Genomic DNA, 13,789 nt, shown 5'->3' on the forward strand with positions numbered 1-13,789 from the left:
GGTTACAGCGGCTTTTCGTAGATCTGGTAGACCTTGTTGACCTTGCTCTCGATCGCGTCGGCGATCGCGTTCATGCCCTGATTGTCGTCCAGCACCCAGCCGATCTCGCCGCGCGTCGCGCCATAATGGGCGATGGCGTTGCGGCGGATATATTCGATCATCATGAAGGCGAGCTGGCTCGCCATGCGCGACGATTGCAGCCGCTGCACCACCCCCATCAGCGGCACCCGCATGGTGCGGCCATTTGGCTTCTTCAACCATTTCAACAGCTTGATCCAGCCGAACGGGAATAGGGTGCCGTTGAGCGGCGCGATCGCCTCGTTCAGGTCGGGCAGCGTCATCATGAAGGCGACCGGCTCCCCGTCCAGTTCCGCGATCATGATCAGATCCTCGAAAACGATGGGCTTCAGCTTCTTGCCGGTATGCGCCACCTCCTCGTCGGTGATCGGCACAAAACCCCAGTTATTGCCCCAGGCATCGTTCAGGATGGACAGCAGGATCGCCGCCTCCGCATCGAATTTGCGCTTGTCGACCTTGCGGATGCGGATGCGGTCATTCTTCTCGCCGGATTGCACGATACGCTGGATCAGCGGCGGGAAACCGTTGGTGATGTCCAGATCGTAGGTTTTGAGCTGCTTGACCGGAACATAGCCGGCGCCTTCAATCATCGCCTGATAGGCGGGGCTGTCATGACCCATCATGACCGTGGGCGGATGGTCGTGCCCCGCGATCAACAGACCCGGCTCCTCCCAGATGGACAGGGAAATGGGTCCCAGCACGCGGGTCATGCCCTTGGCGCGCAGCCAGTCCTCGGCCATGGCGATCAGTGCCTTTGCGGTTGGCTCGTCCTCCGCCTCGAACATGCCGAAATTGCCCGTGCCCGGCCCCATTCCCTGTTCGACCGGCTGCTCCAGCGCCAGATGATCGATATGGGCGGAAATGCGTCCCACCACCGTGCCGCCGCGCCGGGCGAGGAAATATTGCGCTTCGGCATGGCCGAAAAAGGGGTTCTTGCCGGGTGTCAGCAGTTCCTTCACCTCCGACTTGAGCGGCGGCACCCAATTGGGGTCGTTGGCGTAGAGACGCCAGGGCAGGTCGATGAAGGCCTTCATATCGGCCTTGCCGGAAACGGGGGTGATCACCAGATCATTTTGTGCCACGGGCGCCGCCTTGGAAATGTACGATGCGGTGCAGTTCGGCCCTTGTTTGCGCAATGTCAATCACGCGCGCGGACGCGGGGATTATCATGGTGAATATGTCATGGTGCTGCCATGAATTCAGCGCATTTGGAGACTAGGACCGCCAGCATGACAGTGCACGATCCCATTCTGGCCGCCGCGCAACGGGCGCGCGCCGCCATTCCCGACGATGCCGCCATGCTGCGCGCGGCGGCGGATCTGGCGCGCGAATATGCGGTCGCCAATCCACGCATCTTCTGGCCGGACATGCTGGCGTCGGCGCTGATCGGCTGGTCGGCGCTGGCCGCCGCGATGCTGGTCGGCAACATCGTCGTGGCGGTTGCGTGCGGTATCGTCGCGATGCTCGCGCTCTATCGGGCCGCCAGCTTCATCCATGAGCTGACCCATATCCGCAAGGGTGCCCTGCCCGGCTTCCGATTCTGCTGGAACCTGGTCGTCGGCGTGCCGCTGATGATCCCGTCCTTCCTGTATGAGGGCGTCCATACCCAGCATCATGCGCGGACCCGCTACGGCACGGCGGACGATCCGGAATATCTGCCGCTGGCGCTGATGAAGCCATGGTCGCTGCCGCTGTTCATCATCATCGCCTCGCTGGCGCCGGCAGGCCTGATCCTGCGGTTCGGCGTGCTGACTCCGCTCAGCCTGCTGGTCCCGCCGCTGCGTGCCAAGGTCGTGGCGGAATTTTCCGCCCTGTCCATCAATCCCGCCTATCGCCGCCGCGCGCCGGAGGGCGATTTCGCCCGGATGTGGGCGTGGCAGGAAGCGGGTGCCTGCCTGGTGGCGCTGGCCCTGATCGGCAGCGTGTTCGCCCTGGGCTGGAAACCGCTGCTCGTCTACATGGCCGTCCATTCGGCGATGACCGTCATCAACCAGTTGCGCACGCTGGTCGCGCATCTGTGGGAGAATGAGGGCGAGACGATGACGGTGACGGCGCAGTATCTGGATTCGGTCAACGTCCCGCCGCCTGGCATTCTGCCCTATCTCTGGGCACCGGTGGGCTTGCGTTATCATGCCCTGCACCATTTGCTGCCCAGCGTGCCCTATCATGCACTGGGCAAGGCCCATCAACGGCTGATGGCCCGGCTGGATGCGGATGCAGTCTATTATCGAGGCAATTATGCCGGGATGCTCCCGCTGGTCGGCAAGATCGCGCGGAGCACGATGGCGGCACGCTGACTTTCTGGGCCGGCCGGCATTTATTTTTGGGTTTCGGCTTGAAACCCGATAGGCGCGGGCCATATGCCGGATGTCCCGGCCACTTCCCCCTCCCCCTCATGGCCGGGACGCCCCCTTGCTGGACCCTGGCGGCATCCTTTGCCGCCGGGGTTTTTTGCCAAAGGGCGCGCGGCTATTCCTCCGTCCTGAACAGAACGGTTTCCCCGACCAGCAAAAACAGCAAGAAGGGCGCCCACGCCGCGAGAAAGGGGGGATAGGCGCCCAGATTGCCCATCGCGAGCGAGAAATTGTCCGCCACGAAATAGGCGAAGCCCAGCGCCATTCCCGTAACCGCGCGAATGAACAGCCGCCCCGACCGTGCCAGCCCGAAGCCCGCGACCGACCCCAATATCGGCATCAGCAGCGCCGACAGCGGCCCGGCCAGCTTGTGCCAGAGACTGCCTTCCAGCTCGGCCGTCGGTCGGCCGGCATCACGCAGATTGGAAATTGCATCCCGCAATTCGGCAAAGGTCATCGCATCGGCATCGACCTTGGCCAGGGTAAACTGATCGGGCCGGATGTCATGGCCGAACCGGACGGTGCCCACATCCCGCGCCGTTCCGCGCGCCACGTCGAACTGGCGCGCGCCTTCCAGCAGCCAGCTGTGCGTGGCCGCGTCATAATGCCCCTTGGGCGCCTGAACGATGGTTGTCAGGCTGTTGTTGACGCGATTGTAGATCTCGACCTTTCGCAACTGAACGACGTCGCCCCGGCCCGCGACGATAGCCGCATTGACCAGATTGTTGCCGTCGCGGACCCACGGGTTGGTCTTGACCCCGCTGTCCGTCGGGATCGGACCGTAATCCACCGCCTGCCAAGCGCTCAGCATCGCCGTCGCGCGCGTGACGATCCGTTCGTTGAAGGTAAAGCTCAGCATCGAAACGCCCAGCGCAGCAAGGATCAATGGCGCCAGAATCTGGTGGGCGGACAATCCCGCCGCCTTCATGGAGATGATCTCGCTATTCTGGTTGAGCGTCGCCAGCATGATGAGCGTGCCCAGCAATACCGAGAAGGGCAGGAATGTGGCAACGATCTGCGGCGCCCGCAGCGAGGCATAATGCCATAATTGCGCATCGCCATTGCCCGGATAGGCAAGGACGTCGCCCGATTCGCCGAGCAGATCCAGCGTCAGCAGGATGACCACGAGCATTGCCAGCACGGCAAAGGTCCGCGTCAGGAACAGACGCATCATGTACCAGCTGATCTGGCGGGACGGAAAAAAGTCGAACATCGATCAGGCCGCTCCTTCCGCCGCCGCCCGACGCCGCCCGAACCGCAGCAGGCGCAGAAGCTGCTTGCCCAGTTTACCGAACGCATATTCCAGCGCGGCGATGGGTTGTCCGCCCGGGCGGTGGGCGATGACATGATACATCCACAGGATCAGGCCGGACGCGAGCAGGAACGGCCCCCACAGGGCGATGATCGGGTCCACCTTGCCCAGGGCGGCGACACTTTCGCCATATTGGTTGATCTTGTGATAGGTGACGATGAACACGATCGACAGGAAAACGCCCAGGGCCGAGGTCGATCGCTTTGGCGGTACCGCAAAGGCCAGCGCCGCCATCGGCAACAGGAACATCATCACCACTTCGGCCATGCGAAAATGAAAGTTGGCGCGCACTTCATGCCGCAACTTTTCAGGCGTCGACGGGTCATGGCCCATGACCAACAGTTCCGGGATCGTCTTTTCCCGGTCCACATCCCGGCCGCGAAACTTTTCGATCTGCGGCAGGTCGATGGGAAGGTCATGGCTGGAAAAGGACAGGATGCGCGGACTTTTATATTTGGGCGAATCATTGACGAGCACGCCGTCGCGCAGGCGGAAGATGATCGTGTCCGGATCGTCCGTGGCCAGGAATGTCCCCTGCGCGGCGGTGACGGCGACCGATTGTCCGTCCTTGCCCTGCGCGCGCACGAAAATGCCCTGGAGATTGCGCCCTTCGTCCTTGCTGCGTTCGATCCGCAGGGTCATGCGCTTGCCCAGCGGCGTGAATTCACCGACCTTGATCGACGCGCCCAGCGCACCCGACCGCAGTTCGAAACGCAGCGCCTCATAGGCATGGCGCGACAGGGGCTGGACGAAGCCGACAATGCCGAAATTGATCAGCGCCAGCGCGATGGCGTAGAGATAGGGTACCCGCAAAAGCCGCCCGTAGGACAGGCCGACCGCCCGCATGACGTCGAGTTCCGAGGACATGGCGAGCTTGCGGAAGGCGAGCAATATGCCCAGCATGAGCCCGATCGGTATCGCCAGCGACATATATTCGGGCAGCATGTTGGCCAGCATTTGCCAAACGACGCTGACCGGTCCGCCTTCCGCCGCGACGAAATCGAACAGGTTCAGCATCTTGTCGAGCATGAAGAGCATCGCGGCGATCACCAGCGTGCCGATGAGCGGCAGGGCGATCAGGCGGGCAAGATAGCGGTCCGTAGCGGTCAGCATTTCAACTTATCGTCGTTCCATCACCATGTTTTGGCCGCAAACCAGACCCATATGCGAGTCAACAGGTTGCGGGGCGAACAGGGGCTCGCCGCCCGGTCCATGCCGGTCGGCTATAGCTTCCAGGAGTCTGATGGTCATGTTTAAAGTTGCAATGGGTCTGATGGTGGGAACGACGCTGTTCGCGGTCGCGCCGGCTATGGCCCATGGCCAGGAAATCGCCAATGATTTGTCGCGCTGTTCGGCCGATGCAAAGGGACCGGCGGTGCTGGTCGACGTGCGCGGTTTTACCGCCGCGGCCGGCAAGGTGCGTGTCCAGTCCTATCCCGGCACCAAGAACGCCTGGCTGTCGAAAGGCGAATGGCTGAACCGCATCGACGTGCCCGCGCGGCCGACCAACGGGGCCATGCGCTTCTGCATGCCCATGCCCCGGCCCGGCACATATGGCATTGCCGTGCGCCACGATAAAAATGGCAACGGCAAGACCGATATATCGAGCGATGGCGGCGGATTTTCCAACAATCCGTCGATCAGCATCTTCAACCTGGGCAAGCCGAGCGTGAACAAGGCAGCGTTTCAGGTCGGCCCCGGCGTGACGAAAATCACGATCAATCTGAAATATATGTGATCGGAAAAAATGGTCTGCGTCGCGCTTCTGTCCAATCCCAAATCGACGGGCAACCGGCAGTCGCTTCCGCGCGTGCGCAGCTATTGCGCGAGCAATCCCGACATCTTCCATTATGAGGTGGAGCATGTCGACCAGATCGGCCGGGCGTTCCAGACGATCGCTCGCGTCGATCCCTCCGTCATCGTCATCAACGGCGGCGACGGCACGGTGCAGGCGTCGCTGACCGAACTCTATCAGGGCGAACATTTCACCGGCCGGGTACCGCCGATCGCGGTACTGCCCAACGGCAAGACGAACCTCATCGCGCTGGACCTGGGCATCCACGGCGACCCGATCAAGGCGCTGGAACGGATCGTCCAGATCGCCAAGGCCGGGGTCGACGATCATGTGGTCGCGCGCGAACTGATCGCCCTGTCGGACGGACAGGCGGGTTCGCGACCGGTGCTGGGCATGTTCCTGGGCGGCGCCGGCCTTGCGGACACGATGCTCTATTGCCGCAACCAGATCTACCCGCTGGGCCTGTCCAACGGAATCAGCCACTTCATCACCGCCATCGCCGTGATCTTATCGCTGCTGTTCGGCGTGCGGGCGCGGTTCCTGCCGCCGGCGAGCAAGCCGGTACGCATCTCGCTGATTCGCGACGGCGAACTGGCCGGGCGGTTTTCGGTGCTGATCGTCACCACGCTCGAAAAACTGCTGTTCGGCACGCGCACCGGCGACAGCCGGCGCGGGCAGATGAAATTGATGGCGGTCGACCAGAATGTACCCGCACTGCTGCGCCTGGTCTGGGCCAGCCTGTTCAAGCGCGTGGGCAAGGCCAAGATGCAGGGCATTCACCTGGAACAGGGCGACATGATCCGCATAGAGGGCGACCATAGCAGCGTCATTCTGGACGGCGAACTGTTCGAGGCATCGGAAGGCCGGCCGATCGTGCTGCGGTCGACCGAGCCGGTGCCGTTCCTGCGTTTGGCGGCCTGACGATTCAGGCTGAGAAGGCCGGGGCCGCCAGCGCTCGGGCATGATCGCGAATGCCGGAGGGCCACTGCCCCGAAAGGGCCGCGAACAACGCGCCATCCTTCGCATAAAGGGCACGGATAGCCTCTTCGTAACCGGGCCGATCACCCGCCATCACCGTGACGAAATGATAGGCGGCATCCATCGCCCCGCGTGGCGATGGCGTATCGGCGCTGGTCTTGCGCGCGGCATCGACAAGCCGGCGCAGCACGGCCGACGCGCCCCCGGGCTGGGCAGCGAGCCAGTCCCAGTGGCGGGGCAGCAACGTGACCTCCCGCGCCTGCACGCCCAGTTTCGGGCGTCCCCGGCCGCGTGGCGGCGCATCGGCCGATACGCGCAGGTCTATGTCCAGTTGCTTCCCGGTGCCGTCGTCGAACAGCAGAATGTTCTGCGCATCGTCCCCCATTGCCCGAACGGCGTCGCGAATCTCGCCTTCGTCACCCGTCGCGATCCACAAATCGCCCGCAAAGGCCGTCAATGTCCGTTCCATGCCGATACTCCTTGGAGGCGGCATTATTACCCGGATTTTATTAAGTCAATAACATCCGGGTAAATTATTGCGGTCGCAATTCCACCCAGGTCGGCGCGTGATCGCTGGCCTTTTCCCGGCCCCGGAATTCCTTGTCGACCTGGGCGTCGATCAGCCGGTCGGCGGCGGCGGGGCTGAGCAGAAGATGATCGATGCGGAATCCCGCGTCGCGCGGCCAGGCGTTCATCTGATAATCCCAATAGGTCCAGACGCCCCCGGCGGGATGACGGCTCAGGACCGCGTCGGTCCAGCCGTCGGCCAGCATGCGTCGATAGGCAGCCCGGCTTTCCGGCTGCATCAGCGCATCGTCCGCCATCGCCTTGACCGAATAGACATCCGCGTCGCGCGGAATGACATTATAGTCACCCGCCAGGATCGCCGGCACCTCTTCGGCCCAGATTTCCGCCGCACGCGCCCGCAACCGCTTCATCCAGCGCAACTTGTAATCGAATTTCGGTCCGGGCTGGGGATTGCCGTTGGGCAGATAGATCGACGCGACGCGAACGCCCTTCACATCGGCTTCCAGATAGCGGCTATGTTCGTCCTCCGGTTCGCCGTCCAGCCCGCGGCATATTTCCACCGGATTTTCGCCCCGCGCCAATATGGCGACACCGTTAAATCCCTTTTGCCCGTGCCAGATCGCGCCGTAGCCCGCCTGTTCAATGTCCTTTACGGGAAAGGTCTCGTCGCTGGTCTTGATCTCCTGAAGGCAGGCGACGTCGGGACGCGTTTCGTCCAGCCATTCCAGCAGGCGCGGCAGGCGCGCCTTTATGCCGTTGATGTTGAAGGTGGCGATGCGCATCGAAACTCCCTCGGCCTGTCCATCTCCTTTGGCGAATGGCAAGCCGTTCGACAAGGGCGGCCCCGGCGGTCGGGCAGGATCAGACGGAGAAGCTGGTCCCGCAGCCGCAGCCGGCGGTTGCGTTGGGATTGGTCACCTTGAACGCAGCGCCGCCCAGATCGGACACGAAATCGACCGCAGCGCCGCGCACCAGGTCGATGCTGACATCGTCGACCACCAAAGTCACTCCATCCCGCTCAACGGCGAGGTCGTTCGCTTCCACATTGTCAGCGAGGCCAAAGCGATACTGGAAGCCCGAACAGCCGCCCCCTTCGACCGCGAGCCGAAGGATCGCGGGCTTGCCCTGCTTGATGGCGATTGCCGCGACGCGCGCGGCGGCGGAAGGAGTAAGGTCGATGTCGGCCATGCTGCCTAGATAGGCATAAGCAAATGGCCCGGCAAGCGCTTGCCGGGCCATAATCGAACTAGATAGGGGTTAGCGTTCAGTCCGCCGCCTTTTCCTGCGCCTTGGTCGGGCCGCCCATGGCAACCGGCGGCTTCGTGTTCATCGCCACCAGATAATCGGGACCGGCGACGAACGGGATGGGATTGATGGCCGCGCCGTCGACGCGGACTTCATAATGGAGATGACTGCCGGTCGAGCGGCCGGTCGAGCCCATAAGGCCGATCAGCTGGCCCCGCTTCACATAGGTGTTGGCGGCGACAAGCAGCTTCGACATGTGGCCGTAGCGCGTTTCCATGCCGCTGCCGTGGGTGATCTGGACGAGATTGCCGTAGCCCGAAGCCCAGCCGGCGCGGCTGACCACACCATCGGCCGTGGCGTAGATCGGCGTGCCGATCGGGCCGGGAATGTCGATGCCCTTGTGCATCCGCGCCCCGCCGTTGAACGGATCGGACCGGATGCCGAAGTTGGACGTCAGCGAAAGCTTGGCGACCGGCCGGCCCGAGGGGATGTAGGCCGACGCCTTGGGCTGGCCGTCCAGCCGCTGCATGCTGGCGAAGAGATTGGAAAAGCCCTGATCGACCTGGGCGGATTGTGCGGCCGGCACATCGCCATAGGGATCATCGTCGTCGGTGGAAGCCAGGGCCGGCGCCGCGGCGCCGAGAGCCACAGCCATTCCGAGCGCGCCAAAAAATTTCATCGCGGACTGGAACCCGAACGATCCGCGCGCATTGACCATATTAAGAATTGACATGCAGACCCCGACTTATCCGCCGGAGACCATTATCCCTCGGCGATATTCTTGATTTATGTTTGGCGACCGTGATCGCCCCCGCTGAGAACGCAGACTGCAAATCGGGGCTCAGCTTGCAAGCGCGACGTAGAATTCTTCCGTTAAACCGGCCTGTCGACGCGCCGAGTCGTTGAACGGCGGCTTAACCGCACCCCTGAAGTGCTGCCTGACCAGCATTTGGTAATGTTGCGGCGCGTCAACGCCCAATCGGTTCGTCTCTGCGCAAAACCACCTCGTCCCCGCCGATACATGGCGAATCTCATCGGTCATGATCCGTCGCAGCATCATCGCCGACACATGGTCTCCCACCCCCTCGAACCGGGCGACCGTCGCCGGGGTGATATCCAGCGCCCGGGCTTCCAGCACCATCGGCACGACCGCGAGCCGCGCCGCCGCATCGCCCGCCGTCGCTTCCGCGGCCTGCCAGAGACCATCATGCGCCGGACATGCGCCGTAATGGCTGCCAAGCTGTCGCAGACGCCGGTCCAGCAGCGCGAAATGCATGGCCTCCTCCGAACCGACACGCAGCCAGTCATCCACGAAGGCGGCGGGAAAGCCGTCGCCGAACCGCCCCACAAGATCAAACGCCAGGTCGATCGCGACAAATTCTATATGCGCCAGCGCATGCAACATGGCGATCCGCGCCCGGTCCGATCCGATCCGCCCGCGCCTGGGCATGCGGCCGGGCGGCAGCAGTTCGGGCAATGGCGGTCGCGCCGGCCTGTCCGGCATGGCAGCATCGAACCTGTGCGCCAGCCGCCCGAGGCGCCAGTCCCGCGCCACCGCGCGCGCTGCCATCAACTTGGCGCGCGGATCGGCGGTCAGCAGAACATGGGCGCAGGCAGCACCCACGTCCGTCACTTCAACCGGCAGGGTCAAAGCGCCTTCACCGCCTCCAGCACCTCGGCGGCATGGCCCTTCACCTTGACCTGAGGCCAGGCGCGCAGGATCGTGCCGTCGCCGCCGACCAGGAATGTCGCCCGCGCGATCCCCATATAGGCGCGTCCATACATTGATTTTTCGATCCAGGTGCCGGACGCCTCGCACATCGCTCCGTCCTCGTCCGAGGCCAGAGTGACGGCGAGGCCATATTTGTCGGCGAATTTCGCGAGCTTCGCGGGCTTGTCCCGGGAAATGCCGACCACCGCGACACCCGCTGCCGCAAAGTCGCCGGCCAGCGCGGTAAAATCCTTCGCCTCGTTGGTGCAGCCGGGCGTATCCGCCTTCGGATAGAAATAGACCACCACGGGATTGCCGCGATAGCGCTCCAGCGTGAAAACGACGCCGTCGGCATCCTTCATCGCCACGGCAGGGATGGTATCGCCCACGTCCAGCATCATTCGTCCTCCTGATAGGGCGCGGCTAGCGCGGCCCAGGCCTGGCCGACGCTTTGCCGCGCCCGCGCATAGCTTTCAAGCAACCTGTCCCAATTGTCAGCGCCGCAGGCCCGCGCGACGAGCGGGCGGGTCGCCGCCGGCGGTTCGGTGGACCGGGGCGATACCAGGCGCGAGACGATGAGGAAGCGCGTGATCAGGTCATGCGCGGAAAGCAGGGCGCCGGGCAGATGCCCGGCCGCGACCAGTTCCGCCAACGCAACCGAAAGGTCCGGGGCAAAGGCCATGCCATGGCGGAATTGCGACACATGGATCAGAAATTCCAGGTCGACCAGCCCGCCGGCCACCAGCTTGGCATCCAGGTCCCCGGCCGGCGGCTTGTGGCGGGCGATGTCGCGCCGCATGCGTACCGCTTGTCGCGCCAGATCGTCCACATCGCGCGACCGGTTCAGCGTCTCCGCCAGAATGCCGTCCAGCGCGGCGCGCGCCGTCGCCGATCCGTAGATCGGCCGGGCGCGGGTGAGTGCCAGATGTTCCCAGGTCCATGCCTCTTCCCGCTGGTATCTGGCGAAACTGTCCAGGCTGACGGCCAGAAGCCCTTGCGCACCGGACGGTCGCAGCCGGGTGTCGACTTCATAGAGCGGGCCTGCCGCCGTGGCGACGGACAGGGCGTTGGTCACGCGCTGGGCCAGCCGATTGAAATATTGCGTCGCCCCCAACGGCTTTGGCCCATCGGAATCGGCGAGGAAGTCGCCGGTGAACAGATAGACGAGGTCGAGATCGGACGCATGGGTGAGCACGCCGCCGCCCAGCCGACCGAGCGCCAGGATCACCAGTTCGCCACCGGCCACCCGGCCATGAGCCGCCTCGAAGGCGGCAATGGTCGCGCCGGTCAGCGTCTCTATCGCGGCTTCGGCGACGCGCGCATAGCCACGCCCTGCCTCGATAGGGTCGCCGCCGCGAATGATCTGCACGCCCAGCGCGAAACGCCGGTCGCCGACCCGCTGCCGCACGCGGTCCAGCAGCGCCTCATAATCCTCGCCCGGTTCCAGCACGGCGAACTGGCGGGCCAGCGTCGCCACGCCGGGCGGCGGATCGAAGGCGGTGGCGTCGATCAGCCCGTCGAGCAGCTCGGCCCGCCGCCCCAGCGCATCCGCGAGAATGGGGGCGTGGCTCAGGATTTCGGCGAGCAATGCAACCAGCGCCGGGCGCGCGGCGAGCAGCTTGAAGAAGTTGATCGCGGTCGGCAACCGGGCGATCATGTCGTCCAGCCGGTTAAGCGCCCGGTCCGGATCCGGCGCGCCCGCAAGCGCCGGCATCAGGCCGGGCAACAGATCCTCCAGCGCCTCGCGCGAAGCCGCGCTGCGCAACGCCCGGATAGTGCCTGCGCGCCAGCGTGCGATGCGTGCAAGCGGGGTGTCGACATCGACAAAGCCCATGTCGAGCAGTTGCTGGCGCAGCCTGTCCGCGTCGTGCGAGAGGCTGCTGTCGGGCTTTTCGGGGGTCAGGCGGTCATAGTTGCGACCGACCCATTCGACCTGCGGGCGGAGCAGGTCGAGCAGAGCCGCCCCGTCGGTCAGACCATGCAGCGCCGCCACATTGTCCAGCGCCGGCTGCGTCCGGGGCAACTCGTGCGTCTGGCGGTCTTCCACCATCTGAAGCCGGTGCTCGACGGTGCGCAGCAGGACGTAGGCGGCATCGAGACGGGCTGCCGTATCCGCGTCGAGAACGTCGGCGGCGACAAGCGCGGCAAGCGCCTCACGCGTGTTGCCCGAACGCAGCGAGGGATCGCGTCCGCCGTGAATAAGCTGATGGACCTGTGCGAAAAATTCCACTTCGCGGATGCCGCCGCGCCCGCGCTTGAGGTCATAGCCCGGGCCGAAGGCCTGACCCTGCGCATAATGATCGCGAATGCGGCGCGATATGTCGACGATGGCATCGATGGCGCCGAAATCGAGATTGCGGCGCCAGATGAAGGGGCGGATCTGGCGAAGGAAATACTCCCCCAGCGCCATATCCCCGGCGGCCGGGCGCGCCCGGATGAAAGCCGCCTGCTCCCACCCGAGGGCCGTCGATTCATAATAGCCGATGGCCGCTTCCACCGGCAGCGCGATCGGTGTCGCCTCGGGCGACGGGCGCAGGCGCAGGTCCACCCGGAAAACATAGCCGTCGCCGTCGCGCACGCTGAGCAATTCGCTGACCCGGCGACCGATGCGCACGGCTGCGTCGGCGACATCCTCCCGCGCACCATGGGGAAGGGTGGCGGGATCGTAGAGCAGGATGGGGTCTATGTCAGAGGAGTAGTTGAGTTCGCGGCTGCCATGCTTGCCCAGCGCGAGCACGACGAAACCCTGTGGCGCATGGTCGGGGTAACGTTCCGCGAAGGCGGCGGTCAGGGCGGCGGTCAGGGCCGCGTCAGCGAAGTCCGACAGGGTGCGCGTCACGCGGTCCAAATCCCACGCGCCGGAAAGGTCCGCCGCCGCCGTGACCAGCGCGATCGCTGCGCGCCGCTGGCGCAGCGCCCTCGCGACGCCGTTTTCCATCACCCCGGTCGACCATGCCTGCGACAGGGCCTCATCCGCATCGCCGTCGGCCAGCCGGGCCGCCAGGTCCGGAAAGCGATCCAGCGTGCGCGTCAGAAATGGCGAATTGGCACGGATGCGCGCCAGCGCTGCGGGCCAGTCGGTCACGGTAATCTCTCCTTCTGGCGGCGGTATCGCGTTACAATGAGACGAATGCCAGAAACTTTTGAAGCGCATGACCGTTCTTCAGGATATGGAAATGCAGCGCAAATGGACCGGCCGATCGGCACGCAGCATGGACAGTCGCCGACCCTCGATTGTTCATGTCGGCTTGCCCATGCCCTATGAAGGCGTCGGCAATGCGCTGCGGTCGACCTTTGCACCGGCAAAGGACGCGCTTCCGGAAGACATGCTGGATTTGTTGAGCAAGCTCGACCGGTCCTGACCGAAATGAAGGCAATTATTTACCCTTTGTCGATAAGAGCAGGCCGGATCAGATAAATCGCAACGGGTCGCCGCATTCATGCCTTATCGCAAGTTCGCCATCGGGACATTGATCGCGACCCCCCTTATCGTGATGGCTGTTCAGCAGTTCCTGCCGTCACCGCATGCAAAGGATGTCGGCAGCGAGAGCGTGTCGCCTCAGGACGCGCCGCCGCCGCCGATCGTCCTTCCCCAGGCACCGCCCATCGGCACACCGGCGCCAGCCAACGAGGTAGGCGACCTGGGCCAGCCACTTGCGGGCGCGGGTCAGCCGACGCTGACGCCGGGCAACGGCCTGCCCGACACATCAACCCCGCCTATGGTGGCAATGGGCACACCGGCCGTTCAGGCCACGGCGCCGGCGGGATCACCCAACGCCGAATAGGCG

At 64.4% G+C, this 13,789-nt stretch carries 15 protein-coding genes; 5 read left to right on the forward strand and 10 right to left on the reverse strand.

Annotated features, from left to right (window positions below; all coding sequences use genetic code 11):
* Window positions 1–2: 2 nt before the first annotated feature.
* Entirely contained in the window at window positions 3–1,160 is a 1,158-nt protein-coding gene (locus tag J3E64_RS14145) for an N-acetyltransferase (protein ID WP_253343669.1), read from the reverse strand.
* Between the two features lie 147 nt (window positions 1,161–1,307).
* On the opposite strand from J3E64_RS14145, the gene J3E64_RS14150 reads away from it, so the two are divergent.
* On the forward strand, window positions 1,308–2,375 hold the full coding sequence (locus tag J3E64_RS14150; protein WP_253343670.1) for a fatty acid desaturase: 1,068 nt from the start codon (window positions 1,308–1,310) through the stop codon (window positions 2,373–2,375).
* Window positions 2,376–2,547: 172 nt separating this feature from the next.
* Here the strand turns inward: J3E64_RS14150 and lptG are convergent, their stop codons facing one another.
* Together lptG and lptF are read right to left on the reverse strand one after the other, a co-directional pair.
* Window positions 2,548–3,645 carry an LPS export ABC transporter permease LptG gene (lptG, locus tag J3E64_RS14155; protein WP_253343671.1) on the reverse strand — a complete coding sequence of 366 codons (1,098 nt, stop codon included), beginning with the start codon at window positions 3,643–3,645 and terminating at the stop codon, window positions 2,548–2,550.
* A 3-nt stretch (window positions 3,646–3,648) separates the two neighbouring features.
* Window positions 3,649–4,857, reverse strand: a complete 1,209-nt coding sequence (gene lptF, locus J3E64_RS14160) for an LPS export ABC transporter permease LptF (protein ID WP_253343672.1) — start codon at window positions 4,855–4,857, stop codon at window positions 3,649–3,651.
* A gap of 130 nt (window positions 4,858–4,987) precedes the next feature.
* On the opposite strand from lptF, the gene J3E64_RS14165 reads away from it, so the two are divergent.
* Window positions 4,988–5,482: a DUF2141 domain-containing protein gene (locus J3E64_RS14165; RefSeq protein ID WP_253343673.1), complete on the forward strand. Its 495-nt coding sequence runs from the start codon at window positions 4,988–4,990 to the stop codon at window positions 5,480–5,482.
* A gap of 9 nt (window positions 5,483–5,491) precedes the next feature.
* The gene (locus J3E64_RS14170) at window positions 5,492–6,460 is read left to right on the forward strand and encodes a diacylglycerol kinase family protein (protein WP_253343674.1); all 969 of its coding nucleotides are present in this window, start codon (window positions 5,492–5,494) and stop codon (window positions 6,458–6,460) included.
* Window positions 6,461–6,464: 4 nt separating this feature from the next.
* Here the strand turns inward: J3E64_RS14170 and J3E64_RS14175 are convergent, their stop codons facing one another.
* The 7 genes from J3E64_RS14175 to J3E64_RS14205 form a co-directional block, all read right to left on the reverse strand.
* A complete protein-coding gene (locus J3E64_RS14175; protein ID WP_253343675.1) occupies window positions 6,465–6,986 on the reverse strand; it encodes a DUF2239 family protein in 522 nt (173 codons plus the stop codon).
* Between the two features lie 64 nt (window positions 6,987–7,050).
* The gene (gene xth / locus J3E64_RS14180) at window positions 7,051–7,827 is read right to left on the reverse strand and encodes an exodeoxyribonuclease III (RefSeq protein ID WP_253343676.1); all 777 of its coding nucleotides are present in this window, start codon (window positions 7,825–7,827) and stop codon (window positions 7,051–7,053) included.
* A gap of 79 nt (window positions 7,828–7,906) precedes the next feature.
* On the reverse strand, window positions 7,907–8,233 hold the full coding sequence (locus J3E64_RS14185) for an iron-sulfur cluster assembly accessory protein (protein ID WP_253343677.1): 327 nt from the start codon (window positions 8,231–8,233) through the stop codon (window positions 7,907–7,909).
* Between the two features lie 76 nt (window positions 8,234–8,309).
* Window positions 8,310–9,023, reverse strand: coding sequence for a M23 family metallopeptidase (locus J3E64_RS14190; RefSeq protein WP_367398634.1), 714 nt, complete (start codon window positions 9,021–9,023; stop codon window positions 8,310–8,312).
* Between the two features lie 108 nt (window positions 9,024–9,131).
* Complete coding sequence (locus J3E64_RS14195; protein ID WP_253343678.1) at window positions 9,132–9,941, reverse strand: ferritin-like domain-containing protein; 810 nt, start codon at window positions 9,939–9,941, stop codon at window positions 9,132–9,134.
* The gene (locus J3E64_RS14200) at window positions 9,938–10,399 is read right to left on the reverse strand and encodes a peroxiredoxin (RefSeq protein ID WP_253343825.1); all 462 of its coding nucleotides are present in this window, start codon (window positions 10,397–10,399) and stop codon (window positions 9,938–9,940) included. The genes J3E64_RS14195 and J3E64_RS14200 overlap by 4 nt, the downstream gene beginning before the upstream one ends.
* On the reverse strand, window positions 10,399–13,086 hold the full coding sequence (locus J3E64_RS14205; protein WP_253343679.1) for a bifunctional [glutamine synthetase] adenylyltransferase/[glutamine synthetase]-adenylyl-L-tyrosine phosphorylase: 2,688 nt from the start codon (window positions 13,084–13,086) through the stop codon (window positions 10,399–10,401). Before J3E64_RS14205 ends, J3E64_RS14200 begins: the two co-directional genes overlap by 1 nt.
* Before the next feature lie 67 nt (window positions 13,087–13,153).
* On the opposite strand from J3E64_RS14205, the gene J3E64_RS14210 reads away from it, so the two are divergent.
* Both J3E64_RS14210 and J3E64_RS14215 read left to right on the forward strand, forming a co-directional pair.
* Window positions 13,154–13,363: a hypothetical protein gene (locus J3E64_RS14210; protein ID WP_253343680.1), complete on the forward strand. Its 210-nt coding sequence runs from the start codon at window positions 13,154–13,156 to the stop codon at window positions 13,361–13,363.
* A 78-nt stretch (window positions 13,364–13,441) separates the two neighbouring features.
* Window positions 13,442–13,786, forward strand: coding sequence for a hypothetical protein (locus J3E64_RS14215; protein WP_253343681.1), 345 nt, complete (start codon window positions 13,442–13,444; stop codon window positions 13,784–13,786).
* The last annotated feature ends 3 nt before the right edge of the window (window positions 13,787–13,789 follow it).

Source organism: Sphingobium sp. OAS761 (assembly GCF_024168485.1).
GTDB lineage: Bacteria > Pseudomonadota > Alphaproteobacteria > Sphingomonadales > Sphingomonadaceae > Sphingobium.

What these genes read in the sequence shown, in the direction of transcription:
- J3E64_RS14150 (WP_253343670.1), top strand. Translation starts at nt 1,308, where the DNA reads ATGACAGTGCACGATCCCATTCTGGCCGCCGCGCAACGGGCGCGCGCC.
- lptG (WP_253343671.1), bottom strand. Translation starts at nt 3,645, where the DNA reads ATGTTCGACTTTTTTCCGTCCCGCCAGATCAGCTGGTACATGATGCGT.
- lptF (WP_253343672.1), bottom strand. Translation starts at nt 4,857, where the DNA reads ATGCTGACCGCTACGGACCGCTATCTTGCCCGCCTGATCGCCCTGCCG.
- J3E64_RS14165 (WP_253343673.1), top strand. Translation starts at nt 4,988, where the DNA reads ATGGTCATGTTTAAAGTTGCAATGGGTCTGATGGTGGGAACGACGCTG.
- J3E64_RS14170 (WP_253343674.1), top strand. Translation starts at nt 5,492, where the DNA reads ATGGTCTGCGTCGCGCTTCTGTCCAATCCCAAATCGACGGGCAACCGG.
- J3E64_RS14175 (WP_253343675.1), bottom strand. Translation starts at nt 6,986, where the DNA reads ATGGAACGGACATTGACGGCCTTTGCGGGCGATTTGTGGATCGCGACG.
- xth (WP_253343676.1), bottom strand. Translation starts at nt 7,827, where the DNA reads ATGCGCATCGCCACCTTCAACATCAACGGCATAAAGGCGCGCCTGCCG.
- J3E64_RS14185 (WP_253343677.1), bottom strand. Translation starts at nt 8,233, where the DNA reads ATGGCCGACATCGACCTTACTCCTTCCGCCGCCGCGCGCGTCGCGGCA.
- J3E64_RS14190 (WP_367398634.1), bottom strand. Translation starts at nt 9,023, where the DNA reads ATGTCAATTCTTAATATGGTCAATGCGCGCGGATCGTTCGGGTTCCAG.
- J3E64_RS14200 (WP_253343825.1), bottom strand. Translation starts at nt 10,399, where the DNA reads ATGCTGGACGTGGGCGATACCATCCCTGCCGTGGCGATGAAGGATGCC.
- J3E64_RS14210 (WP_253343680.1), top strand. Translation starts at nt 13,154, where the DNA reads ATGACCGTTCTTCAGGATATGGAAATGCAGCGCAAATGGACCGGCCGA.
- J3E64_RS14215 (WP_253343681.1), top strand. Translation starts at nt 13,442, where the DNA reads ATGCCTTATCGCAAGTTCGCCATCGGGACATTGATCGCGACCCCCCTT.